The organism is Vibrio sp. 1151_11, from assembly GCF_029478525.1.
Lineage (GTDB): Bacteria > Pseudomonadota > Gammaproteobacteria > Enterobacterales > Vibrionaceae > Vibrio > Vibrio anguillarum.
In genome coordinates this window covers 1-24754 of the sequence record NZ_SHMN01000001.1, presented here as the reverse complement: position 1 = coordinate 24754, position 24754 = coordinate 1, and the positions used below count along the sequence as shown (strand labels likewise).

The following is a 24754-nucleotide window of genomic DNA, read 5'->3' as shown; positions in this document are numbered from 1 at the left end:
TGTAGTTTTGGAAACAAAAAAATAGAGGATGTTAACCTAGTTAACATCCTCCATGACGGTCAAATTATAGGCGTAGATGAAGGGGCTTAGCTAGTCCTTTTTTCATCGTAAGCCGAATTTTTTATACGTCGTAAGTGGTAGACGCCGTATCGCCGCCTGTACCAGTCCAGTTTGTGTGGAAGAATTCACCACGTGGACGGTCAGTACGCTCATAAGTGTGAGCACCAAAGTAATCACGTTGTGCTTGCAGTAAATTAGCTGGTAAGCGAGCGGTGGTGTAGCCATCTAAGAAAGTGAGCGCGGAGGTCATACATGGCATTGGAATGCCGACTTCCATTGATTTGGCCGCTACTTTACGCCAAGCCGCTAGGCAGTTATCCAAAATGCCCTTGAAGTAGGCATCTGAACCTAAGAAGGCGATTTCTGGGTTAGCTTCGAACGCATCACGAATGTTGCTCAGGAATGCGGAGCGGATGATACAACCACCACGCCACATCAATGCCACGTTACCGTAGTTAAGATTCCAACCATTTTCGTTAGACGCTTGGCGCATTAGCATAAAGCCTTGTGCGTAAGAGATGATCTTAGACGCAAGTAGCGCTTGACGAAGTGCATCAACCCACTCTTGTTTATCACCTTCGATCTGCATATTGCTCTTACCAAACAGCGCTTCGGCAGCAACGCGCTGATCTTTCAATGCTGAAAGGCAACGAGAGAAAACTGACTCAGTGATCAGCGTCAGCGGAATACCCATATCGAGTGCGTTAATGCCCGTCCATTTACCTGTGCCTTTTTGGCCTGCAGTATCGAGGATTTTCTCAACCAGAGCTTCACCATCTTCGTCTTTGTAGCCTAAGATATCAGCGGTGATTTCCACTAGGTAGCTATCGAGCTCGGTCTTGTTCCAATCAGCAAACACTTTTTGCATTTCATCATGGTTTAAACCCAAGCCGTCTTTCATAAACTGATAAGCTTCGGTAATTAGCTGCATATCGCCATATTCGATACCGTTGTGTACCATTTTAACGAAGTGGCCCGCGCCGTCGTTACCCACCCAATCACAGCAAGGCTCACCAGCTTCGGTTTTTGCTGAGATACCTTGGAAAATTGGCTTCACGGCTTCCCAAGCTTCAGGTGCGCCACCTGGCATGATAGATGGGCCAAAACGTGCCCCTTCTTCGCCGCCAGAAACGCCTGTACCGATAAAGTGAATACCTTTTTCACGCAGTGCTGCAACACGGCGGTTGGTGTCTGGGAAGTTCGTGTTACCACCATCGATAATGATGTCGCCTTTATCGAGTAGCGGAACCAGTTGGTCGATGAAATCATCCACGACTTGGCCCGCACGCACCATCAGCATCACTTTGCGAGGTGTCGCCAGTTTGTCGACTAACTCTTGCAGTGAATAAGCACCAACAATATTGGTGTCTTTCGCTGGACCTGCTAGGAACTCATCGACTTTTGCCGCGGTACGGTTGTGAGCTACCACTTTAAAACCGTGGTCGTTCATATTTAGGATAAGGTTTTGGCCCATCACTGCTAGGCCGATTACACCGATATCACCTTTCATTTATTTCTCTCCTTCACGCAATCTTTGTTGCGGCATCTGAATCTAAAAACCACTCTGTTTCGCCAGTTGTTGATTTAACTTTGGCAGCCGGATAAGGAAGATCCTCGGCTTTCGTGGTGTGAATTTCGTGTACGATCTCGGCTTTACCTGCGCCAAGAACGAGGTAACTAATGCGTTTTGCAGCTTCCAACACTTTCGCTGTTTTAGAGACACGAAGTTGGCCTGATTCCGGATGCGTTGCCACTAAAGATAAATTCTCATCCTCGTAGTCGGTCACATTAGGGAACAGGGATGCCGTATGACCATCTGCGCCAACACCGAGCAAAATCCAATCAAAAACAGGAGTACCGTTGACGGATGGAATGACTTTTGCCATCTCATCGGCAAAGCGCTTAGCTTCGGTTTGTGGATCATCTTCGCCGCGAATACGGTGAATATTTTGAGGTGGAATGTTCACTTGGCTAAACAGCAGTGTATTGGCTTCACCAAAGTTGCTTTCGGCATCGTCAGGAGCGACACAGCGTTCATCACCCCACCAGAAATGCAGGTTTTGCCATGTAATCGCCTGTGCATAAGGTTCACTGGCTAATAATTTGAACAGCATTTTGGGTGTGCTGCCACCGGAAAGGGAGATATGAATCGGCTGACCTTGCTCGCTATAGCGTTGCATTTCATTGGCGAGCGTTTCAACCACCTGTTCTGGGGTTTGAAAAATTTTATGATTGATCATAATTCGCAGTAATCCGTATCGGTCAAGTTTTTACACGGGAAGCGCCACGCGCGGCCATCATTGTGTAGCAGCAAATCGGACTCTTTTGGTCCCCACGTGCCACAGGCATAGCCAAACAGCGATTGAGGGTCTTGTTTAAAATCCAAAATAGGTTGCACGAACTTCCAACACGCTTCTACGGCATCGGTACGCGCAAATAAAGTTGCATCACCGTTGAGCGCATCCAAAAGAAGCCGTTCATAAGCGGTCAACATCTTGGTTTCTTCCAGTGATGTGTAATGGAAGTTCATGGAGACTTCTTTGGCTTTAAAGCCCGCACCTGGCTCCTTCAAACCAAAGCTCATTTGAATGCCTTCATCGGGCTGAATGCGGATGATGAGCTTGTTTTCAGGGGCATTTTGCCCAAAAACAGGGTGTGGCGTACGCTTAAAGTGAATGACCACTTCGGTGACGCGCGTTGGTAAACGTTTACCTGAACGCACATAAAATGGCACGCCATTCCAGCGCCAGTTATTGATAAACATTTTCAAACCGACATAGGTTTCAGTGCGCGAATCTGCTGCCACACCATGTTCATCACGGTAACTGGGTAAAAACTGGCCACGAACTTCCGATTCCGTATATTGCCCCAGTACGAGGTTGTGGCGTAGGTCATCATCAGAAAGCGGTTGCAGGCTTTGCAGCACTTTATTGACTTCGTTACGAATTGAATCGGCATTAATGGCGGCTGGTGGTTCCATGCTAACCATAGCTAACACTTGCAGTAAATGGTTTTGGAACATATCACGCACCGCACCAGAACCGTCGTAATAGCCACCGCGTTCTTCGACGCCCAAAAATTCTGCGCCTGTAATTTCGACATAGTCAATGAAATTGCGGTTCCACAAAGGTTCGAACATCCCGTTAGCAAAACGGAAAACCAACAGGTTTTGTACCGTCTCTTTGCCTAAATAATGGTCGATACGGTAGATCTGGTGTTCTTGGAAATGGCGATGAATTTCGATATCAAGGCTTTGAGCCGATGCGAGGTCATAACCAAACGGTTTTTCGATGATCAAACGCTTCCAACCTTGCGCTTCGCTATTTAATCCATGCGCTGCGAGATTGGCCGGGATGACGCCATAAAGGCTCGGCGGCGTCGCGAGATAGAACAGAGTGTTGCGTTGCGTGAATTGGTATTGCTCAGCCAAAGAGTCAAGACGCGTGGCGAGCTGCGCGTATTCTGCAACATCTGAAGTATTGATCGCTTGATAATGCAAGTGCTCGCAAAAGGCGTCGAGAATATCTGGGACGGTCTTTTCCATTTCCTGAAGAGAGCGCTTTAATTTTTCACGGTATGACTCATCGCTGTATTGGGTTCGGCTGACACCCAGAATAGCAAAGGATTTCGGCAGTTGATCACTGGCGAACAAGTGATACAGAGCAGGTATAAGCTTGCGATAGGTTAAGTCGCCTGAAGCACCAAAAATCACAATACTGCTGTTTTCAGGTATTACCATCATCTTTCCCTTAAAAACGAGGTATTTAGCATGCGCCAACGGTAGCAGCGTCATGCAAAAATAGAAAATAGGCTCTAACTATAATGTCGATAGTTAAAACCAATGCGCTCCTCCAAAAGTGCAGAACGCAGTCCAGGGATCGCCCCTAGACTCGGGTGCGTATTGTCTACGACAATTTGACATACATCAACTATTGATAACGCAATCGATTAAATTCTCATGCCATCTCGACACATTTTCAGGGTGAGAGGTTACGTTCTGCCTAAGTCTCATCCCCTGACCACAGCACGTTACTTATAGCGGCTGTGAATGATGCTAGGTGGTCAGTCTTATCCGGAATGGTAACTCTATGGTGATTATTCAGTTGAACAATGACAGTTTGACGACGGAACTTGAGCCTGTACTTGGTTATAACGTTTGAGTTGGTTGAAATAGTGGTGCGCTTTTTGTACGTGTTCGAACTCCAACATCCAAGTCGCACTGCGCTGCGCTGAACAAAAAGCAGCCATATGTTTTAGCAAGTCATCGCTTTGTTTGGTGAGTACGTTGGCAAGGCGGTTAACCAAGGCATTGGGCTCAATCGCAGTAAACTGCAGCAGAGCATAAGATTGATTTAAGACATCAAAGGCTTGTTTATGCTGGCCCAAGTGGTTGAAAATTTCAGATTGAGAAACAGCAGCATCACATAGCCCAGAGATCAAGCACACCAACTGGCAAGGTTTTGTATGTTCGCAGTTTAGCGCTGATTGAATATGGCTTGGCATATGATGCAGTACATCTTCAAACAAACAGTGTGCTTGTGGCCAATGCCCCTGCGCTAATAGTTGTTCAGCCTTGAGATAGCTTGTCCAGCACTGTTGTAAGTCCATACTCAATTCTCCAGAATGACGGCGTTCACTTATTTAAATGCAATTCATTATCAAATGCAAATAATTGTTATTTGCGATTTTAAGTGTGGTGATTGTTTATTATTTGTTCGGTTAAACGCGAATAAGGTGTAACTCGCTAAAATATAAATGAATTGCTTCTACACTTAGGTCAAACTACAACAAGAATCCAAAAGCTAAGGAGCGGAGTGATGGCGATTCAACGATTGAATGCAGAGCAGCTCTACCACGTTGCCCAGTTAGAAAAACTCCCTTGTAAATCAACTAAGGAGTTAGACCCAGTTGATGAGATTGTGGGGCAAGAACGGGCGCAAAAAGCGGTCGAATTTGCAATGTCGATCAAAGAGAAGGGTTACAACATCTACGCTATTGGCCGTAATGGGTTGGGCAAACGTACGATGATTTTGCGCTATTTAAACCGCCATCAGCATGATGTCGATGCGTTGTTTGATTGGTGTTATGTGGCCAATTTCAGCGATATTCGAACCCCAAAAGTGCTGAAGTTACCTTCGGGTATTGGGGTTAAACTCAAGCAAGACATTGAAAAGTTAATGAATAAGTTGGTCAATGCGATCCCGTTAGCTTTTGATAACGAGATTTACTTTGCTCGTGCCGATAAACTGAAAAATCAGATGGCACAAAAACAGCAAAGTGAATTGGATAGCATCAGTAAAGAAGCCAAAGATAAAGGCATTAGCTTAACCATCACCACTCAAGGCGACTATCAATTTGTTGCGATGAACGGTGAAGAGATGCACACCGAAGAGTCCTTTGACGCCTTGTCTAAAAAAGAGCAAGAGCACTTTAGTCATACCATTGATGAGCTAGAAATCAGCCTACGCAATATGGTACGTCAACTGACCGAATGGGAAGACTCCTACAGTGAGAAGATCAAAAAGCTCAATGATGAAGTAACGCTTGGTGTCATTACCCACTTTATTAAGCAGCTTAAGCAAGATTATTCTGGCTACCCAGACATCAAAACGTATCTCACGGAGTTACAAAAAGACATCGTCGATAATGCGGACATTTTCTTAGATGAAGACAGTGAGCAAGGCGAAGTCGCGACAGCTTCTTTAGATAAGCGTCTGCCGCGTCGCTACAAAGTCAATGTACTGGTCAGCCAGCCTTCTGACAAGCTACCGATCGTGGTAGAAGAGAACCCGAACTACCACTCTCTATTTGGTTATATCGAAACGGCGACTTTTAAAGGCACAGTATTTACCGATTTTTCGTTGATTCGAGCGGGTAGTTTACATAAAGCCAATGGTGGTGTGCTGTTGATGGATGCGGTGAAAGTGCTTGAGCAGCCCTATGTTTGGGACGGTTTAAAGCGCGCGCTGCGTTCACGCCAAATGAGTTTTACCTCTTTGGAAAAAGAGGTCACGCTAACAGGGACGGTTTCACTTGACCCAGAGCCTATCCCGCTAAATGTGAAAATCATCCTATTTGGTGATTACCACACCTATCAGCTGCTGACTCATTACGATCCTGAATTTAGCGAATTGTTCCGAGTAACGGCCGATTTTGAAGATGAGATGAAACGTACGCCCGATACCGAGCTACATTACGCGCGTTTTATTTCGAGCATAGTGCACGACAACAATATGCTGCATTGCGACCGTAAAGCGATTGCACGCATCATTGAACACAGTTCACGTACAACGGGCGATCAAGGCAAACTGTCACTTCATTCGGCGCATATTGCCAATTTGTTACGCGAATCTAACTATGTGGCGAAGCAGGCGAATTCAAACATGATCCGCCAGAATCATGTCGAAGAGGCGCTCAGCAACCAAGAGATGCGTGTGAGCCGCCTGCAAGACAGTGTGATGGAGTCGTATGTTAACGGTACAACGCTAATCCAAACGCAAGGCATGGCGGTCGGGCAGGTGAATGCGCTGTCGGTATTGAGCACCAGCGATCATATGTTTGGTGCGCCAAACCGTATTACCGCCACCACTTCCTATGGCGATGGTGACATTATCGATATCGAGCGCAGTGTCGATCTGGGTGGCAGCATCCACTCTAAAGGTGTGATGATTTTATCCGCGTATCTCTCTTCGGTATTTGGCCGTACGGCGCGCGTACCACTCACCACGACCATCACATTTGAGCAATCATACGGTGGTGTGGATGGTGATAGTGCCAGCATGGCCGAATTCTGTGCGATTGTGTCTGCGTTTTCTAAACGGCCTAATCGCCAAGATATTGCGATCACAGGTTCGATGAACCAATTTGGTGAGTCGCAGCCGATTGGCGGTGTGAATGAGAAAATTGAAGGTTTCTTTGATGTGTGTGCAATCAAAGGGCGAACCAGCCAGCAAGGTGTCATCATTCCTCGTTCAAACATGCACAATCTGATGCTACGCGCTGACGTTGTTAAAGCGGTCGAGAAAGGGGAGTTCAATATCTGGGCTATTGAACATGTCACTGAAGCGGTTGAGCTCTTTACTGGCAAACCCGCAGGCGAAGCAACAGAAGATGGCAGCTACCCGGTTGATACCATCTTCGGTTTAGCACAAGCCAAACTGAATGCGCTTAGAAAATAGCCTTATCGAAGAATAAATTCTTCAGTACTAACCACCTCAATGACCACCTAGCAAGTGGTCATTTTTCTTCATAAATCATCATAATTTAACTTATATTGTCTTATTGGTATCTAGTCATTGTGTTGACGACTATATGCTCATAACTATATGAATTGCATTATATTATTTCATGGACAAAAATGTGAATTTTGTCTATTGTTTGCTCTTGTTTAGTCCGTGGGATTAGTCCCAAGGCATGGATGCGAATGTTATTTTAATCGAGGCTTTTAAATGCATTTTTCACTGAAAAATTTGTCAATTCGCGTACAAGTTTTATTACCCGTTTTGTTAACCACTTTCGCTTTACTTATTGCACTGTGGATAACCAAAAGTAATCTCCAAAATGAACAAATCAAAGTGTCGAACAGTACTGATCGGCTCGTTGAATATAAAGATGCTCTTGCCAGTGTGGACGATACCGTTTATCCGCTGCGTATTAGTGCGGTATACGCTATTTATGATCCCGCTCGTCGCGCCACATTCTTAGCTGAGTTAAAAAATGGCCTGGAAGAAGTAGAGCGCAATTTGAGCAAAATGCGACAAGATGAGCTTTATCGGAGCGATGTTGAGGTAGTTCATAAAAGCATCGGACATTACGTTGATATGTCGACGAAAATGGTGGAATTTTTTAACCGTCGCGATCAAGGGATGACCTCTGAAGCAGAATACACAGCATTTATTACGCAATTTCGTCAAAGTGGTGAGCAAATGGTCAATGCGATAAATGATCTTTCGCAGCAAGTGAACCAACAAGCGACGCAGTCATTGGCTCAAAGCGACAAAGACAACATTCGTGTTATGAACACGGCTATGGTCACTGTTCTGTCTGTACTTTCGCTCTCTCTTGCGATGGCTTGGATCCTTTCAAATATGATTGTGGCCCCGATTCAAAAGTTACAAGCTGTAATGCGTGAATTAGCGCAGGGGAACTTAACCATTCGCGCTGATGCGGATGGCGAGAATGAAATCTCAAAGTTGGGTAAAGATGTCAATACGACTACCTCTCAGTTACATGCTACGGTAGATCATTTAAACCGTATTAGTGAAGAAGTGGCGTCAGCTTCAACCGAGCTGGCTGCGGTGATGACGCAAGCAGAGTCAAATGCACAACAAGAGTTGAGTGAAATTGAACAAGTTGCTTCGGCGGTGAATGAACTTGCGAGCACAGCAAACAACGTGAGTGATAACGCAACGGTCGCTGATTCAACCGCTCGCGAAGCGGATGAACTTGCTAAATCAGGCTTAGCTATTTTTAAAGAGAGCGCCCAAGCGAGCTTACAAATGTCAGAAGCGCTGAATCATGCTGCGAGCGTAGTTCTGCGTCTAAAAGAGCAATCAGAGCAGATCAACGATGTCGTTGAAGTGATCCGAGGTGTCTCTGAGCAAACCAACTTATTGGCACTGAATGCGGCTATTGAAGCGGCACGTGCAGGTGAGACTGGTCGTGGTTTTGCGGTCGTGGCTGATGAAGTTCGCATGCTTGCTGCACGTACTGAGAGTTCAACTAAAGAGATTCGAGTTATCATTGAAGAGCTGCAAAGCCAATCGATTCTTGCAAACGATAGTATGCAAACCAGCATTGAGATGCTTGCGCGTAACGGTGAGTTAACGCAACGAGCAAATGATGCACTTGTTGGGATCACGGAATCGGTTTCAGACATCAATGATTCAAATACCCAAGTGGCGACTGCGGCAGAAGAGCAGTCGCAAGTCACGCAAGATATTAACCGTAACGTGGTTAATATGTCTGAGCTTGTAAATCAAAACGTAACGGGTATCAGCCAGAGCGCCAGTGCCAGTGCCGAACTGTCACAATTGGCCGAGAAGCAAAAAGCGCAGCTCGCCTTCTTCAAACTATAAATCGACTACTATTTCCTAGTCTCAACCGCATAACTCGAAAGGTTATGCGGTTTTTTTATGAATCAAAGAATATCTAACCATCCGAAATAACTAGGTTTTTTGGGGTTATCTGTTTGTTTTTATGATTCGATCTCCCTCGTATAAAAAACACTATCTTTATTAACATTATCTTCATATATTGACCCAATAAGAACTAGAAATGTGATGTTCATCGTGTGAACGCATGGTCAAGTGGCTGAAAGTAAGGAGTGTTTTTATGGCGAAAGAGGAAAGCTTATTTCGTTTAGAAAGGGTAAAAAGGTTTAATTTTTCAGTGTGGACGGTATTAACCGGAACATTGATTGCTCGTACCAGTTTTTTCATGGCATGGCCATTTTTGATCGTGTTTCTTTACCAAGATTATGGTGCATCGCCGATTGAAGTGGGTGGAATGCTGGCGACCTCTGCTGTTGTAGGAGCAATTACTGGGTTGTATTCAGGGTATCTTTCCGACAAATTTGGTCGCAAGTGGGTGATGGTTCTTGGCAGTGTGATGGCTGCATTTGCCTACAGTGGCATTGGTGTGGCTGATCAAATCTGGCAGTTTTACGTGCTTATCGTCCTTACTGGTTTAATGCGACCAATGATTGAAGCGCCGGGCAAAGCAGTGATTGGTGATAACTTGCCGAATTTGAAAGATCGCGAGCTGGCGCTCAACATCCGCTATTTCCTACTCAATCTAGGTGGTGCCATTGGGCCACTGCTTGGGATTACGTTTGGGCTTTCTCACCCACAAACTCTCTTTTTCTTTACCGGCGGCACGTATTTATTGTTTGGCTTTTGGCTGCTGCTCGGTATTGAACGTAAAGGGCGCTACACCAAACCCGATCGCTCTGGTTTGCCTAATTTTTCTTCGACGCTAAGAGTGATCAGTAAAGATAATATTTTTGTGAAGTTGATGGTGGCGAACTTCATCATGATGTTCATCTATGGGCAGGTAGAATCGTCTATTCCACAAGTGATTGTACGCACCAGTGCCGCCGATGCAGCGCAAATTGTCGCAGGGTTAGTGCTGGTAAATACCATGACCATTATCATCTTCCAGTTCCCAATGCTGAAGTGGTTGGAAAACGTCCCGCTGTTTGTACGAACTCGGATCGGCATGTTATTGATGGGGCTTGCGCAACTCGGCTTTCTGTTTACCCCTGCAGATTTACCGATTGGTTGGGCGCTTGCTTGCTTTGTTTTGAGTATGGGCGAAGTCATTGCTTTTCCAACCTTAAACGTACAAATAGACCGTATGGCTCCCGCCCATTTGCGTGGTTCTTACTTTGGTGCCGCCGCGCTTTACTCATTAGGTTTTGCGATTGCGCCACTGGTTGGGGGGGCGGTGATTGGATACCTCAATTCAAACTGGCTGTTTGGCCTTTGCTTTGTGCTGTGCTTAGTGATGATTTGGCTTTACTGGGTCGCAGAGCATCAGCCCGATACGGTCGAGCGTGAACCCATTACTCAAGCTTAATTTGCTCTTTTTGTAAGGCTCTCATCGAGAGCCTTAACATCGCTATTTTTTTATCGCTACGCCAACTTCCAACTTATCTAGCCATTCCAAAAATCGTTGAACATCATCGCCCCGAAAAATAGCGCCATGTTGCGGACACATCATCTCAATATCTAGCTGGCTGACTCGCTCAATCCAATCACTTTTGGCGCGGTTAGATGGCATCCAACGTTGATGAAAATAAGTCATTTTTGGAATATGGCTTTGAAAATCTTCTACAAAAAAAGAGGCGTTAGGGCTGTCGAGCGCGGCACCAATATCGCCAGACATCAATATTTTTGCATCAGGGTCGTAAACCGAAAAGTTACCAGAAGAGTGCATGTAATGTGCTGGGATAAAGTGCAGGTCGTGACCTGATAAGGACACTTTTCCACCTTCATCTTTGATGGGGGAGAATTGAATTGACTCCATACCAAAATGGCGGATAAACCCTTCCCACAACCAAGGTGAATGTAATGTTGCACTGGGCAGTGCTTTATCCCATAAACCGAGGGAAGAGATGATGTCTGGATCTTGGTGAGAGGCAAAAAGATGCTTGATATGTTCAATCGGCACTTCTTTCACGACGCAACCGAGCATCGCCGAAAACAGTTCAATGCCACCGGGGTCTAGCAATATCGCTTGATCACGATTGACTATCATATATTGGTTGGTATCAATGATTTTTTCTGGTTTGTTTGGATCGCGAGCAAACATCACCCAGCGATGATGGCCGCGTTCAAATAGTATTTTTGATTGCATAGTTCACCTGAGAAAAGAGAGAGAATGTTTTGAGCGATAGCATGACGTGAGCTTGAATTTCTTTTGCCAGTTCAGCGACGTTATTCGCAATGCTTTGCAGTTGGGCTTGATATCGCTCATCTGCTTGAGAGGCTTCCACGCTCAGCATGATCGAGATGATTTGTGCAATGCGCAGGTTGTCGTACAAGGTTTGCAATAACTCGTGCAGGTTTTGAGCTTCAGAGTAGAAACTGTGACTGAGTTTGCTATATTCCTCTTGGTTCTGATGATGTACGACATCCAAACTGTGTAAATGCCGAGCGTTATGCGCTTGTATATACACATTTTCAAAACGTTCAAGCGCAGCGCGTGCACGAGTCCTTGCGGTTGCGAGTTGGCTGATACGCTGCGCCTTCAAGTTGATGGTGTGCGACGCCTCTAGCGTGACGCGGACTAAATCGTCAATCGAATCAGTAATTGGCCGAAAACCTGCGGCACTTTCGCCCGCACGCAGAGCCAGAGCTCTGGCATTGCTGGCGACAAGCAGTAATTTTTTTGCAATGAGTACGCTTTGGTTTAGCTCTGCTGCCACTTCCGCCGCAATTACGAAAACCGGTTTGTTGTCCATAGTTATCGAAAATATTCATCAACTTAACGTGTGTTAACTATAGACCAGATTCATATTTTTGAGACTAGATTGCTCGTTTTGGCTCTGTGTTACCTAAACTCAATGGTTTTTCTGCTGCTCAACTTGCCGAAGTGCACGTTGGTACATCGCCCACGCGGCAAGGCCTGCGAGGATGTTACCGACCAACGCCCCGATAAACAGGCCATGCAGTGCCGCTATTTGAGCGCCAACCCATAAACAGGGCAAGAAGAACACAAACAGGCGCAGCGCGGAAATGGTTAAGGCGGTGTATGATTTTGCTAACGCATTAGAAACCGAGACCATTAACATGCAGATACCAAGCGGCCCTAAACTGATTGGCACGATCATTAAGTGCCAGTGCAAAATGGATTCGACACTTTGTTCGCTGGTCATCAGCACTGCAAGGTGGCCGGATAATAAATAGGTCACCACGGCGATGATGAGCTGAAACCCAAGAATAAATTGGCACGCAACACGAACCAATTTTCGAATGTCTTGCAATTGGCCTGCGCCAAGCAAACGACCCACCATCGGTGGCATCGACATAGTTAATGCCAATATTGCGACCATCGCAAAAAACTCAAAACGAGATCCTAACGCCCAGGCCGCGACAGCTGCGGTGCCGAAACTGGCCAATAGTTTGGTTGCCAGCATCGAAGAAAGCGGTGGAAGAAGCTGGCTTATCATGGCCGGCCCCATGATATGGCTGATAGAGCGAATACTTTTCCCTACATCCAAATCTGACCAATCAAACAGCATCCAGTGTCTTTTCGACACCTTGGGCGCAACCACGAACACGCCAATCCCAAAGGCTAAAATGGTCGCCAGCGCCGCGCCTTCAATACCCAAATCAAAAGTGAAGATAAAAATAGGGTCTAAAATCAGGTTTAAAATGCTGGTGACCATCATCATAGTACCCGGCAACATGGTATTACCATTGGCTCGACACAGGCTGTATAAAAAATACAGCACCGCGCCCACCCAAGCACTGATTAACCAATAAATCCAGTAGCTGTCGACGATCTGATACACAGATTGAGGAGCGCTGAGTAGCGCTAAGATGGGATGACGCAGTAAATAGATAATCACTGAAAACAGAGCAACCCCAATGCTGCCGATAGCGACGACTAACCCACCAAGCTGCTTCGCGTAGCGAATTTGGCCCGCACCCAATGCGCGAGCAATCACCGCTGTGGTCGCAATGCCAAGCCCAACCTGAAGGCCAATAATGATCATCTGAATGGGTAATGTAAACCCTTGCGCGGCAAGGGGTAACACGCCAAGTTGGCCGATAAACGCACTATCGACCAGTTGGAAGCTCATGAGGGACAGCACACCAAACATCATCGGCCAAGTCATTTGCAAGAGTTGGCGCGTGAGTGAAGGTGGAGATAACGGGGTGGTGTTTGACATTGCTCGGCTCAACTATATGGGTAGAGGTTTTAATATGTGGCCTCTGCGGTGAAAAACAAGCTCAGAATGGTTTGTACGTTATGTGCGTTGAGTATGTTAACAGCTATACGTGAAGAGAGCGACGTCCATCCCCATCGAGTTGTTCCGTGCAATGACATGAAAATCATCATATTGATGAAATATTTCATAAAAATCTAACCGCTTGGTGAATGCTTGAGCGTTAATCTCGTGATGAACTCGTCCTATTTCTATGAAATGAAACCGATTTCATTTCTGTTTTGTGAATCAATTTACGTTTAATGTATTGATGGTGTTAATAAAAAATAACAATAACGCTCTTCCTCAGTTTCATCGCCAAAAGCAGTCGAGCGCGCTGTGAAGCGACACCTAATTTTCACTTGTTTCATTTTTTAAACTGACCACAGAACAAAAACAAACCAAGTGATTAATAGGACTTAACATGAAAAATTATAAGCTTCTACCTCTATCCCTAGCTGTGGCTGCCGTACTCTCTTCTGCTCCTTCTTTTGCCAACGATCCAATGCCAAATCCTGAGGTGTTGGATAAAGAACAACAACCGCTGGTGCTGACGCCGGATATAAAAGTTCCTGCGGGTATCGTATTTTCTGGTTATGCTCGCTATGGCGCAGCCTACCAAAATGGCGATGTCAAACTGGTTGAAACCAATGGCCGTTTAAACGGTAACTCAACAGGCCGTTTAGGAAACGAAGGTAACGGTGGTGAGTTCCAATTTGGTAAAGGATTCGTCAGTGACAGCGGTGCTATTTGGGATGTGGTGGTGATGTTCAACCATTGGGGTGATGAGGTGGGTGTGCCTAAAGCTTACGCTGGCGGAACCAACATTTTTGAAAGCCAACCTGAACTTTATGTATGGGCTGGTCGAGACTTTCACCAACGTATTTCAACGAATTTGAACGACTATTTTTGGATGACGCATGATGGGCAAGGTGGTGGTTTCTACAACCTTAATCTAGGAGGCATTAAATTCGACGCCAGTGTCGTCAGTGCAACGGGAGCTTCTCCTAGCGATCATCCAGATGGTAATTACGCATTGACCACCAAAATCCACGGCATTCAATTTTCTGATACAACCAATCTCAGCATTTATGCTAACTACGGCTTTGATGACAATTCGGATCCAACGGCCAAAAAACTCAACGCGTTTCAAGTGGCGGGTGAATTGAAGTTTGGGGATGACCGTTTGGTGGTGCGTTATGCTGATAACGCCAAAGACAGTGTTTTTTGGAAAACGGAGAATCAATCAGCGTTGTTGGTGAGCTTTGATGGGAGTAAGGCGCTGGGAGACAATGCGGCGATCGAATACCTAGCGGCTTATCAAGCCTACGAAGATGGCGCATACAAACAGTATGACCGTACTAACTACAACGTGTTGGTCCGCCCGATGTATTTTTGGGATGAGACCAGCTCAACGTGGTTAGAAGCTGGCTATGATGTTGTAGATTTTGACAACATCGACGCCACCAACTCTTCTTGGAAAGTGACACTATCGCAGAACATTTCGTTTGGTAAAGGTGCAGGCGCTCGACCAATGCTCCGTTTCTATGCCACTTTGGGTGATGCCGATAACGAAACTGTGATCGACAAAGACGGCCTATTTAAAGCCGCAAGTAACCCAGATACGGTAACGATTGGCGCGATGTGGGAAGCGTGGTGGTAACCCCATATTTGATCATTAACTGTCCATTCTTTTTTCACGGCTCGCTCGATGCCTGCCGTGGTTTTTAACCTCCAGCGATACACTTACGCTTTCGGGCCACATTAGTGGCCCTTTTTTATTTACGGTAATCGGCCACCATCTTTTTCTCTCTTCCGATTGCCATGAAACAGTTTCATGGCTGCTTGGGAAACTGCTGTGGCTTTCAATGTTTAGATAATTGTCATTTGTGTGCCTATTTCGATGTGATTTCTCTCACGCTAAAGCGAGGGGATATCTTGAATACTAGCTCATGAAAGCGGTTTCTTGTTGGTTTTGTCAGTAATGTTGTGAGGCGAGAGTGGCGACAATTAAAGATGTGTCTGAACATGCAGGTGTATCGCAAGCGACGGTGTCGCGGGTGATTAATGGAACTAGCCGTGTTAGCCACGATAAAAAACTCAGAGTCGAAAAGGCGATTAAAGATCTTGGTTACCGCCCCAATTCTATTGCTCAAGCATTGGCTTCAAGCCGTACGGGAAGCATCGGCATCATAGTACCGGAATTAGGGGGCCCTTTTTATTCAAGCATTTTGCACAACATTGAAGAGCAACTGCGTAAGTTTGGCTACCACGTCGTCGTGACGGCAGGCTCGAACACAGAGCAAGGGCAAAAAGAGTCGGTGCAATTTCTGCTAGGTCGTCGAGTCGATGCGTTAATTCTCCATACTCAACATCTAACCGATGACTACTTGATTGAATTGGATCAACAAGGGGTTCATTTGGTGCTAGTGAACCGTTTTATTCCTGAAATGGCCAGCAGCTGTATTGACATTGATAACGAGATAGGTGGCTTTTTGGCGACACAGTATTTACTCAGTCAGGGTCATCAACGAATTGCTTGTATTACTGGGCCATTGGATAAATCTGATGCGCGAGGCCGTTTGCAAGGCTACCGAAAAGCGTTGGAGGAGGCTGGGCTTGACTATGAAGAAGCGCTCGTGTCTGAAGCTGGTTTTACCGAAGAATCCGGCGTCAAAGCGATGCGCAAATTATTGATGCGTCACTGTGAATTTAGCGCCGTATTTGCTTCAAACGATCATATGGCATTTGGTGCATTTGAAGAGTTGCGCCGTGTCGGGTTGCAAATACCACAACACATATCCTTGGTTGGATTTGACGATATTTTATTCGCGCGTTACCTCACCCCAGCGTTAACGACCGTGAATTTCCCTCTTGAACAGATGAGCTTAGAAGCGGTTCAGCTCGTTATTCAAAAGCTGCACAAAAACAAACGCGACGTGAACTTCAAATTATCCCCTTCGTTGGTGATACGAGACTCCGTCAAAAATTTACTCAACACCCTATAAACCTAACAATAAAGATATTAAGGATGAATTATGAAATTTAAGACCTTAGTGCTATCAAGCGCCGTGGCTTTAGGATTTTCTTCGCTTACATATGCTGCCGACCACACCATCCGTTTAGACGGTTTCCCCGACTTTGATAGCAGTTTGAAAGTCTTATTGCCGGACTTTGAACAAAAGAGTGGTATCAAGGTTGACTATTTAATGAATAACCACGGCGACCACCACACCAAGCTGACGACGAACCTTGCCACAGGATCCGGAGCGGGGGATGTGATTGTGGTTGATGTAGAGAAAATTGGCCCCTTTGTTGCCTCCGGTGGCTTAGTCAATTTGTCGGAAAAATATGGCGCGGACAAATTCCAAGACCGTTTCGCACCTTATGCTTGGGCACAAGGCAAGGGTGGTGATGGCCATATGTATGGCATTCCTGTCGACCTTGGCCCAGGCGTGATGTACTACCGAACCGATGTGTTTGAAAAGGCGGGGATTGACATCAATCAAGCGATAAAAGATTGGGACTCCTACATCAAAGCCGGTGAAATATTGAAGAAACAAAACGTACAGCTGATTGCATCCGCCGCTGATGTGGCACAAGCGATCATTTTTACCACGGTTCCTGACGGCGAAGGATTGTATTTTGATAGTAAGGGAAATTCAGTTGTCACTTCCGAACGTTTTGTACATGCATTTGAAGTGGCAAAAACGATTCGTGAAAAAGGGCTAGATGGCCGAATTTTAGCGTGGTCTAACGAATGGTATGAAGGTTTCCGTAACGGTACTTTTGCCACTCAGCTTTCTGGTGCGTGGTTACTCGGACATCTGAAAAACTGGATTGCGCCAGATACAGCAGGCAAATGGGCCGTATCAAACCTTCCTGATGGTATTTACGGCAGTTGGGGCGGTTCATTTCTCTCAATCCCTACTCAGTCAAAACATCAAGATGAAGCGTGGAAGCTGATTGAGTACATGACAACCAACCGTGATGTGCAGCTTAAAGCGTTCGAAACGATTGCCGCGTTCCCCTCTAATGTCACGACTTACGATGACCCAATGTTCAATGAAGAAATTGAATTTCTAGGTGGTCAAAAAGCGCGTTTGTTGTTTGCGAATGTGGCAAAAAACATCAAACCAGTCGCGCCTGCGAAAGGCGACCATGTGGCTCGTTCTATCATCTTAGAAAATGCACTGATGGAAGTGTTGGATGAAGGCAAAGACATCAAAGCCGCACTGAAAGATGCAGAACGTTTAATTCAGCGTCGTACCCGTAATATGCAATAGCACGGTCATCATTAAAAAGAACCGCCAGCGGTGCTGGTGGTTCACTAAGCGTAAGTTATAGAAGGCATGATGTTATGCCTAAGAGGTCGTTATTATGAATCACGTTACGAGCAACGCTGTGCAAGCGCCATCGGGTCGACGTTTTTTTTCTCACCTGAGTTTGAAAGCGCTTACACCGTACGGGTTTCTATTGCCGTTTTTGATTATTTTTTCTGTTTTTGGAGTTTTTCCTCTCCTGTTTTCTGTCTATCTCTCTTTTCATGCGTGGAACCCCGTCGAAGGGGTTGCCGCCATGAATTATGTGGGATTTGATAACTACCAAGTTGCATTGACCGACCCTTGGTTGTGGCGTTCATTAAGCAATACATTGTGGTTGGCGATAACCTCGGGCGTCGCTCAACATTTAGTGGCTATTCCAGTGGCCTATATTTTGGTTTCATTGGGCGATCGGCTGCGTCATTGGCTGACATCCGCTTATTTTTTGCCATTCATTACCTCAACGGTGGCGGCGTCGCTCATCTTCTTCAATATGTATTCACCCAATTCGGGCATCATCAACCAAAGCTTAATGGCTTTAGCTGATAGCAGTGTCTTTGGCTGGGCATTTTCTTGGCTTAATGAGTATCAACCTATCCGTTGGTTAGATGATGCCAACATGATCAAACCCTCGATTGCCATCATGGTTTTTTGGAAATACACCGGTTTTAACATCGTGTTGTACACCACGGGTTTAATGACCATTCCCAAAGAAATTTTAGAAGCCGCGCGGATGGATGGTGCCAACGCCTTTCGCCGTTTTTGGAATATCTCACTGCCGATGATTCGCCCTTTCGTTTTCTTTGCCGTCACCATGACCATCATTGGCAACTTACAACTGTTTGAAGAACCGTTTGTATTAACGCGCGGCACCGGAGGCGTAGGCCAAGCAGGCTTAACTATCTCAATGTACCTCTACAAAGTGGGTTGGGAGTGGCTAGATATGGGCACGGCATCCGCTATTTCTTGGCTGCTGTTTGCGCTGATTGCAACTTGTACTGCGATTCAGTTTTTCTTCTTTGGTAAAAAAGGGTTGGGGGAGTAATAGCATGTCAATCCACGCTTTAAAACTCAGTGATCGCAGCATTGAACTCATCACTAAAGTAATGATGGCGCTACTGGCGGTTGTATTGATTGTCTCGGCGTTGATCACAGTTTTCCCATTTTTGTGGTCGGCGCTGCTGTCAACGCGCGATCGTACGGAAATCTTCGGTTCAGGCATCAGCTTTGCCATTGGGGATAGCTTAGCCATTAACTATGCAAAGCTGTTGCAGATTATGCCATTTTGGCAGGCGATGTTTAACTCTATCTACATTGCCTTTTTAGGCACCACTATCTCACTGTTGTTTTGCAGTATGGGCGGTTACGCATTTGCTGTGTTTCAGTTCAAAGGTAAGAACGCGCTATTTGGCATGTTGGTGGCTTCCATGATGATCCCACCCGTCTTGAGCTTGATCCCCTATTTTATGATCGTGAAATTTCTGGGTTTGATGGATAACCACATGGCGGTTTGGCTGCCGTTTACCACCACTCCATTTGGGATTTTTCTAATGCGCCAACACGTGATGGCCTCTATTCCTAAAGAGTTATTAGAAGCGGCCAAACTCGATGGCGCGGGAGAGTTTCGTACTTACTGGAGCGTTGTTTTGCCGTTGATGAAACCAGCATTGGCGACATTGGCGATTGTACAGTTTGTTTTTTTCTGGAACAGCTTTATGAACCCGTTAGTGGTGCTCACATCGCCAGAAAACTACGTCATTACTCAGGCGTTACGTAGCGTGCAAGGCATTCCAAATACGCCTTGGGGTGCGGTGATGCTTGGCACCACCATTTCTATATTGCCGCTGGTGACTATCTATCTCTTTGCGTCCAAACAGATGATAAGCGGCTTAACATCCGGTGCAGTAAAAGGCTAATTGGCCTTTAATCCCTCATTTTAGTTACTCATGCTGGCGTGGTTTTGTTGAAAGAAGGCGCAGTGTGAAGGAGAAAAATTATGGCAAAAGTTGAATTTAAGAACATTAAGAAGTCGTTTGGTCATGTGGATGTTGTTAGGCATTTTGATTTCACGGTGAATGATGGTGAGTTTGTGGTATTTCTTGGCCCATCGGGTTGCGGAAAATCAACCACCTTACGCATGTTGGCGGGGCTGGAGTCTATTACTGCTGGTGATATTTACGTTGGTGACAAGTGGATGAATAACGTAGATGCCAAAGATAGAGACTTAGCGATGGTGTTCCAAAGTTATGCGCTTTACCCACATATGAGCGTGTATGAAAACATCGCGTTCGCATTGAAGTTAAAAGGCATGCCAAAAACTGAAATCGATAAGGAAGTGCGTAAAGCGGCAAAAATGTTAGAGCTTGATCCGCTCCTTGATCGTAAGCCTAAAGAGTTATCTGGCGGTCAACGCCAACGCGTGGCGATGGGGCGTGCCATGGTGCGTACGCCAAAAGTGTTCTTGTTTGATGAGCCACTTTCTAACTTAGATGCCAAACTTCGTGGTGTGATGCGCGAAGAGATCAAGCAGTTACATCGTCAGCTTAAAACCACCACTATTTATGTTACGCATGATCAAATTGAGGCCATGACGCTCGCTGATCGCATTGTGATCCTCAAAGATGGCTATGTTGCGCAAGTCGGTACGCCAACAGAGGTGTTTCAACGCCCGGCGAACAAATTTGTGGCGCAGTTTATTGGTAACCCTTCGATGAACATGCTTGATGCACAACTTATCCAGCAAGATGGCGAATGGCTTATCCAACTGGGTGACATCTTTATCCCGCTTCCCGAGCGATTTAAAGCGCATGCGTCTAAAAACCTCGCATTGCATGTCGGTATTCGTCCCACCGATATTCACTTACGCGCAGAACAAGTTAACCATGAACGCGTCTTGCCAATCGCCGTTACGCTCAAAGATAAAGAGTTGCTCGGTGCGAGTATTTTGTTGAAAACCCATGTTGCAGGCCAGCCTTTGATGGTGGAAACCCAAGCGGCAGAGGTAGAGGTGACGAAGGTTACACTCTATCTCGACCTAGATGCGATTCATATTTTTGATGCGCTGAGTGAAAACTCATTGGCCAGTTTTTAATGGTGAACAAGACGATGACAATAATAAAGCAAGCCCCTTATTTCGACGTTTGGCCCAAAATAGAATCAGCAATCAAAGCTGACCCTGAAATTGAACAGCAAGTAGCAAGAATCATAGGGTTGATGACCTTAGAAGAAAAAATTGGCCAGATTATCCAACCAGAAATCCGCGATATTACGCCGCAAGAAATCATCGATTATAAGATTGGTACGGTACTCAATGGTGGTGGCTCTTGGCCAAACAGCAATAAACATGCACCAGCCAGTGAATGGGTAGCGAAAGCAGATGAATACTGGTTTGCCGCAGAAAAAGCTTATGAAGGTCGCCCATTTCATATTCCGTTTATGTGGGGGACTGACGCAGTACACGGCCACAATAACGTCTTTGGTGCAACCGTATTTCCGCACAATATTGGGTTGGGGTGCGCGCGCAATCCTGCCTTAATTCGCAAAATTGGCCGTATTACCGCGCTGGAAATCGCCGCGACGGGTATTGATTGGACCTTTGCACCAACCGTAGCCACCCCTCGTGATTTGCGTTGGGGGCGCTGCTATGAAGGTTACTCTGAAGACCCCGAAGTGACTTATGTTTATGCCAGTGAAATGGTCGCAGGTTTGCAAGGTGACGCCATTGACTTACAAGGTGAGCATCATGTGATCTCAAACGTCAAACATTGGGTGGGCGATGGCGGCACAGTGAATGGTGTTGATCGCGGCAGCAATACTTACAGTGAAGATCTGCTGCGTAACGTGCATGCCATGGGCTATTTCAGTGGCCTTAATGCCGGTGCGCAAGTGGTGATGTCTTCATTTAATTCGTGGGATAACCAAGCGAACTACGATCACGCACCGCACATTTCAGGTGATTACAACCTCAAAATTCATGGCAGTAAGTACCTACTCACTGATGTTTTGAAAGATCAAATGGGCTTTGATGGATTAGTTGTAACCGATTGGCATGGTCATTCTGAAGTCAGTAAATGTACCGATGGTAATGCGACTTACGCTATCAATGCGGGTAACGATATTTTAATGATCCCTATCCGTGAGCATTGGCAATCGGCCTATCGTCAGGCGGTGAGCGATGCAAAAAGTGGAGTACTGAGCCAGAGCCGAATTGATGATGCTGTGACGCGTATTTTACGGGTGAAAATGCGCGCGGGTTTATGGAAAAAACCGCATCCTTCAGCGCGAGCTTTGGCTGGTCAGCAGTCACTGATTGGTTGCTCTGAACATCGTGCTATCGCTCGCCAAGCCGTGCAGCAATCGATGGTACTGTTGAAAAATAACAAGGGTATTTTACCGCTCAAACGTGGGTGCAAGGTTGTGTTAACGGGCAGCGGCGCCAATGATTTGCAAAAGCAAGCGGGCGGGTGGAACCTCACTTGGCAAGGGGATGAAAATAACTTAGCCGATTTCCCCGGAGCCACCACAGTGAAAATGGCGTTAGAAGCCGAATTGGGCATAGATAATGTTTGCTACGATCCAGAATTAGCAGGTGATTGGCAAGCGGGTGATATTGCGGTTGTGGTGTTTGGTGAAGATCCTTATTCTGAAATGATGGGTGACATCAAAGCGTGGCAATCTTTGGAGTTTTCAACCTTGAAACGTCGCTACCGAGCAGATAGCGAAAAAATCAAAGCATTTCATAAGCGCGGCGTAAAAGTGGTATCGATTTTCTTTAGCGGTCGTCCACTGTTTGTCAATGAAGAAATATCCTTGTCTGATGCTTTTGTTGCGGCATTTTTACCCGGCAGCGAAGGACGTGGCATTACTGATGTTTTAGTGGCTAAAGAGAATGGTGAAGTTAATATCGACTTCTCTGGTACCTTGTCATTCAGTTGGCCCAATAAAAAGCGCAGCACCTGTGTGAACCGTATTCCTCCTCATATTCCCAATTATGTCGTGCCTGAATGTGAGCAGTCTCCTGTTGGGGAACATGCTCCTTTATTTGAATACGGTTATGGGCTTAATTACGCTGAAAAAAAACAAACTCGAGATTTGGATAACCTTGATTTAGATATCGACTCAGAAGAAGCAAAATGGCAAGCAACACGTGCAGAGCATCTGTATGGCATTATGGCGACGATAGGCGATTATCAACTTAAAGTGTCGGATGCTGAACATTGGATGGGCGTGGATGTCTCACGCAACAACGTGATGAAACTCGGTGCTGTCCGAACTAAGCCGTATAACTACCAGCAGCAGCAAGACGCCGTTGAGGTAGAAATTCTGGGGGGAGGAGCAATGGTTTATGCGCAAACGGGGCTAGGGCAAGCGGAAGATTTCAGCCATTACGATAATGCGCATGGTGTGGTCAGTTTTGAGATTAAAGTGCTCAGAGCGGCAACAGAACCTGTTTATTTGTCACTGCAACGCGCCGTTGTTCCTGGATGTTTGGGGGATATTGATAGCGTGGTTAAAGTGGACGTCAGCCACTACTTTTCCACCGTCAATGATAGCTTTACGCGCGTGAACATTGCTTGTTCACATTTCTCTGAGCAGGGATTAAGTTTTACTCATCTCGACACGCCCTTCTCATTATTTACTAATGGTGAGTGTCAATTTGTGATCGCCAATATATGTTGGGATACACAGTAAAAAGAAACGATAGACTCCTTCTCCGTGTGGAGAAGGAGTGCTTCTAAAGGGCCAAACATCGCCATGAGAAAATCAAAGAAAGCACCCACTGTTTATGATGTCGCTAAGCTTGCCGAAGTTTCGGCAAGCACTGTCTCTCGTTTTTTGAATCGCACAACTTACGTATCGGATGAAAAAAGCCAAAATATTGAACGTGCAATTAAAACCCTTGGTTACAAACCTAGTTACCCAACCAGTCATCTAGGCAATAAGCGTTCGATGACTATTGGTGTATTAGTGCAGCACGCAGAGAGCCCTCACACCAGTCGAATTCTGAATGACATGGAGAAGGTATTAATGACCCAAGGGTATTCACTGGTGATTGCCACAGGTCAGTGGCAGAAAAACTTGGAAGCACATGCACTGGAGTATCTTGCCAGAAGCAATGTCGATGGAATGATCATAGTGACAGGCAGTTTAAAAAGCGATCAAATCCTCAAATATGCTCAATCGATTCCCATCATTGCTGTCGGCCACCAAATTGTTAGTAATAATGTACGTTGCATTAATGTGGACAATGTACTCGGCGGTTATATTGCCACCTTGCACCTATTGCAATTAGGGCACGTGAACATTGCTCATATAAAAGGGCTCGCTAATCAGCCTGATTCAACCGCACGTTTCACTGGCTACCAAAAAGCGCTTCGTGAAGCGGGAATTAAGCCTATGCCTAAACTCATTAAACAAGGTGACTTTAGCTCTGAATGTGGGTATGAAAAGACGGTTGAACTGTTGCAGTCGAAAGTCCATTTCTCGGCTATTTTTGCTGCTAATGATCAAACGGCTTATGGTGCCATTAAGGCGTTAACTGATCACGGAGTGCGAGTGCCAGATGATGTTTCAGTGATTGGTTTTGATGACTTACCTGTCTCTCAGTATTTCACTCCGGCCCTAACGACATTACGCCAACCAATTGAAGAGATCGGTGCGGTGTGTGCGCATTCCATTCTCAACTTGCTCAGTGGTGAGAGGCACGATGCTAGGTTACCCCCTATCGATTTAATTGTGCGAGAGTCCACAAAGTCTATCTACCGTTAATAAAAAGCCCTCGTTAGAGGTAATGCCGTTCACTTAAGAGTGAACGGCATTTTTGTTCTTAGCATACCGTTGTGGTCTAGGCTTAACTGTTCTAGGGAATGTTCTTTCCCTTCGCCCTTCAAGTATTAAGCTTTCAGCCATGTTGTGAAAACCCTTTAACTGACGAGGT

The 24754-nt window shown here is 45.8% G+C and carries 18 protein-coding genes and 1 pseudogene; 11 read left to right on the top strand and 8 right to left on the bottom strand.

Features of this window, described 5'->3' with window-relative positions; all coding sequences use genetic code 11:
* Nucleotides 1-121 precede the first annotated feature (121 nt).
* The 4 genes from gnd to EXZ60_RS00080 form a co-directional block, all read right to left on the bottom strand.
* A complete protein-coding gene (gene gnd, locus EXZ60_RS00095) occupies nucleotides 122-1570 on the bottom strand; it encodes a decarboxylating NADP(+)-dependent phosphogluconate dehydrogenase (protein WP_017046894.1) in 1449 nt (482 codons plus the stop codon).
* A 13-nt stretch (nucleotides 1571-1583) separates the two neighbouring features.
* Nucleotides 1584-2300, bottom strand: a complete 717-nt coding sequence (gene pgl / locus EXZ60_RS00090) for a 6-phosphogluconolactonase (protein ID WP_277435077.1) — start codon at nucleotides 2298-2300, stop codon at nucleotides 1584-1586.
* The gene (gene zwf / locus EXZ60_RS00085; RefSeq protein WP_026027771.1) at nucleotides 2297-3799 is read right to left on the bottom strand and encodes a glucose-6-phosphate dehydrogenase; all 1503 of its coding nucleotides are present in this window, start codon (nucleotides 3797-3799) and stop codon (nucleotides 2297-2299) included. Before zwf ends, pgl begins: the two co-directional genes overlap by 4 nt.
* 356 nt (nucleotides 3800-4155) lie before the next feature.
* Nucleotides 4156-4668 (bottom strand): hypothetical protein, encoded by a 513-nt coding sequence (locus tag EXZ60_RS00080; RefSeq protein ID WP_277435076.1) that lies wholly within the window; start codon nucleotides 4666-4668, stop codon nucleotides 4156-4158.
* Nucleotides 4669-4877: 209 nt separating this feature from the next.
* On the opposite strand from EXZ60_RS00080, the gene EXZ60_RS00075 reads away from it, so the two are divergent.
* The 3 genes from EXZ60_RS00075 to EXZ60_RS00065 all read left to right on the top strand — a co-directional run bounded on the left by EXZ60_RS00075 (nucleotide 4878) and on the right by EXZ60_RS00065 (nucleotide 10638).
* Nucleotides 4878-7238: an ATP-binding protein gene (locus EXZ60_RS00075; RefSeq protein ID WP_026027772.1), complete on the top strand. Its 2361-nt coding sequence runs from the start codon at nucleotides 4878-4880 to the stop codon at nucleotides 7236-7238.
* A 270-nt stretch (nucleotides 7239-7508) separates the two neighbouring features.
* Entirely contained in the window at nucleotides 7509-9137 is a 1629-nt protein-coding gene (locus tag EXZ60_RS00070) for a methyl-accepting chemotaxis protein (protein ID WP_277435075.1), read from the top strand.
* Between the two features lie 256 nt (nucleotides 9138-9393).
* Nucleotides 9394-10638 carry an MFS transporter gene (locus EXZ60_RS00065; protein WP_026027773.1) on the top strand — a complete coding sequence of 415 codons (1245 nt, stop codon included), beginning with the start codon at nucleotides 9394-9396 and terminating at the stop codon, nucleotides 10636-10638.
* A 42-nt stretch (nucleotides 10639-10680) separates the two neighbouring features.
* On the opposite strand, the gene EXZ60_RS00060 is transcribed toward EXZ60_RS00065, so the two are convergent.
* The 3 genes from EXZ60_RS00060 to EXZ60_RS00050 all read right to left on the bottom strand — a co-directional run bounded on the left by EXZ60_RS00060 (nucleotide 10681) and on the right by EXZ60_RS00050 (nucleotide 13459).
* Nucleotides 10681-11418: an MBL fold metallo-hydrolase gene (locus tag EXZ60_RS00060; RefSeq protein ID WP_013868161.1), complete on the bottom strand. Its 738-nt coding sequence runs from the start codon at nucleotides 11416-11418 to the stop codon at nucleotides 10681-10683.
* Nucleotides 11396-12025: a hypothetical protein gene (locus EXZ60_RS00055; RefSeq protein WP_017043842.1), complete on the bottom strand. Its 630-nt coding sequence runs from the start codon at nucleotides 12023-12025 to the stop codon at nucleotides 11396-11398. The genes EXZ60_RS00060 and EXZ60_RS00055 overlap by 23 nt, the downstream gene beginning before the upstream one ends.
* Nucleotides 12026-12124: 99 nt before the next feature.
* Nucleotides 12125-13459, bottom strand: a complete 1335-nt coding sequence (locus tag EXZ60_RS00050; RefSeq protein WP_277435074.1) for an MATE family efflux transporter — start codon at nucleotides 13457-13459, stop codon at nucleotides 12125-12127.
* A 460-nt stretch (nucleotides 13460-13919) separates the two neighbouring features.
* Here EXZ60_RS00050 and EXZ60_RS00045 point away from each other — a divergent pair, with 460 nt between their 5' ends.
* From EXZ60_RS00045 to EXZ60_RS00010, 8 genes are all read left to right on the top strand, one after another.
* Nucleotides 13920-15158 carry a carbohydrate porin gene (locus EXZ60_RS00045; RefSeq protein WP_277435073.1) on the top strand — a complete coding sequence of 413 codons (1239 nt, stop codon included), beginning with the start codon at nucleotides 13920-13922 and terminating at the stop codon, nucleotides 15156-15158.
* Between the two features lie 337 nt (nucleotides 15159-15495).
* Entirely contained in the window at nucleotides 15496-16503 is a 1008-nt protein-coding gene (locus tag EXZ60_RS00040; protein WP_017044901.1) for a LacI family DNA-binding transcriptional regulator, read from the top strand.
* Between the two features lie 30 nt (nucleotides 16504-16533).
* Nucleotides 16534-17781 (top strand): extracellular solute-binding protein, encoded by a 1248-nt coding sequence (locus EXZ60_RS00035; protein ID WP_017050243.1) that lies wholly within the window; start codon nucleotides 16534-16536, stop codon nucleotides 17779-17781.
* Between the two features lie 94 nt (nucleotides 17782-17875).
* Nucleotides 17876-18862, top strand: coding sequence for a sugar ABC transporter permease (locus tag EXZ60_RS00030; RefSeq protein WP_277435072.1), 987 nt, complete (start codon nucleotides 17876-17878; stop codon nucleotides 18860-18862).
* A gap of 4 nt (nucleotides 18863-18866) precedes the next feature.
* On the top strand, nucleotides 18867-19733 hold the full coding sequence (locus tag EXZ60_RS00025) for a carbohydrate ABC transporter permease (protein ID WP_017044900.1): 867 nt from the start codon (nucleotides 18867-18869) through the stop codon (nucleotides 19731-19733).
* 80 nt (nucleotides 19734-19813) lie between these two features.
* Nucleotides 19814-20908 carry a sn-glycerol-3-phosphate ABC transporter ATP-binding protein UgpC gene (ugpC, locus tag EXZ60_RS00020; protein WP_013868152.1) on the top strand — a complete coding sequence of 365 codons (1095 nt, stop codon included), beginning with the start codon at nucleotides 19814-19816 and terminating at the stop codon, nucleotides 20906-20908.
* Entirely contained in the window at nucleotides 20908-23508 is a 2601-nt protein-coding gene (locus tag EXZ60_RS00015; RefSeq protein ID WP_194567159.1) for a glycoside hydrolase family 3 protein, read from the top strand. The genes ugpC and EXZ60_RS00015 overlap by 1 nt, the downstream gene beginning before the upstream one ends.
* A 63-nt stretch (nucleotides 23509-23571) precedes the next feature.
* The gene (locus tag EXZ60_RS00010) at nucleotides 23572-24585 is read left to right on the top strand and encodes a substrate-binding domain-containing protein (RefSeq protein WP_026027775.1); all 1014 of its coding nucleotides are present in this window, start codon (nucleotides 23572-23574) and stop codon (nucleotides 24583-24585) included.
* A gap of 33 nt (nucleotides 24586-24618) precedes the next feature.
* Here the strand turns inward: EXZ60_RS00010 and EXZ60_RS00005 are convergent.
* Nucleotides 24619-24754 (bottom strand): annotated as a pseudogene (locus tag EXZ60_RS00005) (IS4 family transposase); the annotation flags it as partial.

Coding starts and splice junctions, on each gene's coding strand:
- EXZ60_RS00075 (WP_026027772.1), top strand. CDS start 4,878: ATGGCGATTCAACGATTGAATGCAGAGCAGCTCTACCACGTTGCCCAG.
- EXZ60_RS00070 (WP_277435075.1), top strand. CDS start 7,509: ATGCATTTTTCACTGAAAAATTTGTCAATTCGCGTACAAGTTTTATTA.
- EXZ60_RS00065 (WP_026027773.1), top strand. CDS start 9,394: ATGGCGAAAGAGGAAAGCTTATTTCGTTTAGAAAGGGTAAAAAGGTTT.
- EXZ60_RS00050 (WP_277435074.1), bottom strand. CDS start 13,459: ATGTCAAACACCACCCCGTTATCTCCACCTTCACTCACGCGCCAACTC.
- EXZ60_RS00080 (WP_277435076.1), bottom strand. CDS start 4,668: ATGGACTTACAACAGTGCTGGACAAGCTATCTCAAGGCTGAACAACTA.
- EXZ60_RS00025 (WP_017044900.1), top strand. CDS start 18,867: ATGTCAATCCACGCTTTAAAACTCAGTGATCGCAGCATTGAACTCATC.
- EXZ60_RS00045 (WP_277435073.1), top strand. CDS start 13,920: ATGAAAAATTATAAGCTTCTACCTCTATCCCTAGCTGTGGCTGCCGTA.
- EXZ60_RS00060 (WP_013868161.1), bottom strand. CDS start 11,418: ATGCAATCAAAAATACTATTTGAACGCGGCCATCATCGCTGGGTGATG.
- ugpC (WP_013868152.1), top strand. CDS start 19,814: ATGGCAAAAGTTGAATTTAAGAACATTAAGAAGTCGTTTGGTCATGTG.
- zwf (WP_026027771.1), bottom strand. CDS start 3,799: ATGGTAATACCTGAAAACAGCAGTATTGTGATTTTTGGTGCTTCAGGC.
- EXZ60_RS00055 (WP_017043842.1), bottom strand. CDS start 12,025: ATGGACAACAAACCGGTTTTCGTAATTGCGGCGGAAGTGGCAGCAGAG.
- EXZ60_RS00030 (WP_277435072.1), top strand. CDS start 17,876: ATGAATCACGTTACGAGCAACGCTGTGCAAGCGCCATCGGGTCGACGT.
- EXZ60_RS00035 (WP_017050243.1), top strand. CDS start 16,534: ATGAAATTTAAGACCTTAGTGCTATCAAGCGCCGTGGCTTTAGGATTT.
- EXZ60_RS00015 (WP_194567159.1), top strand. CDS start 20,908: ATGGTGAACAAGACGATGACAATAATAAAGCAAGCCCCTTATTTCGAC.
- gnd (WP_017046894.1), bottom strand. CDS start 1,570: ATGAAAGGTGATATCGGTGTAATCGGCCTAGCAGTGATGGGCCAAAAC.
- EXZ60_RS00010 (WP_026027775.1), top strand. CDS start 23,572: ATGAGAAAATCAAAGAAAGCACCCACTGTTTATGATGTCGCTAAGCTT.
- pgl (WP_277435077.1), bottom strand. CDS start 2,300: ATGATCAATCATAAAATTTTTCAAACCCCAGAACAGGTGGTTGAAACG.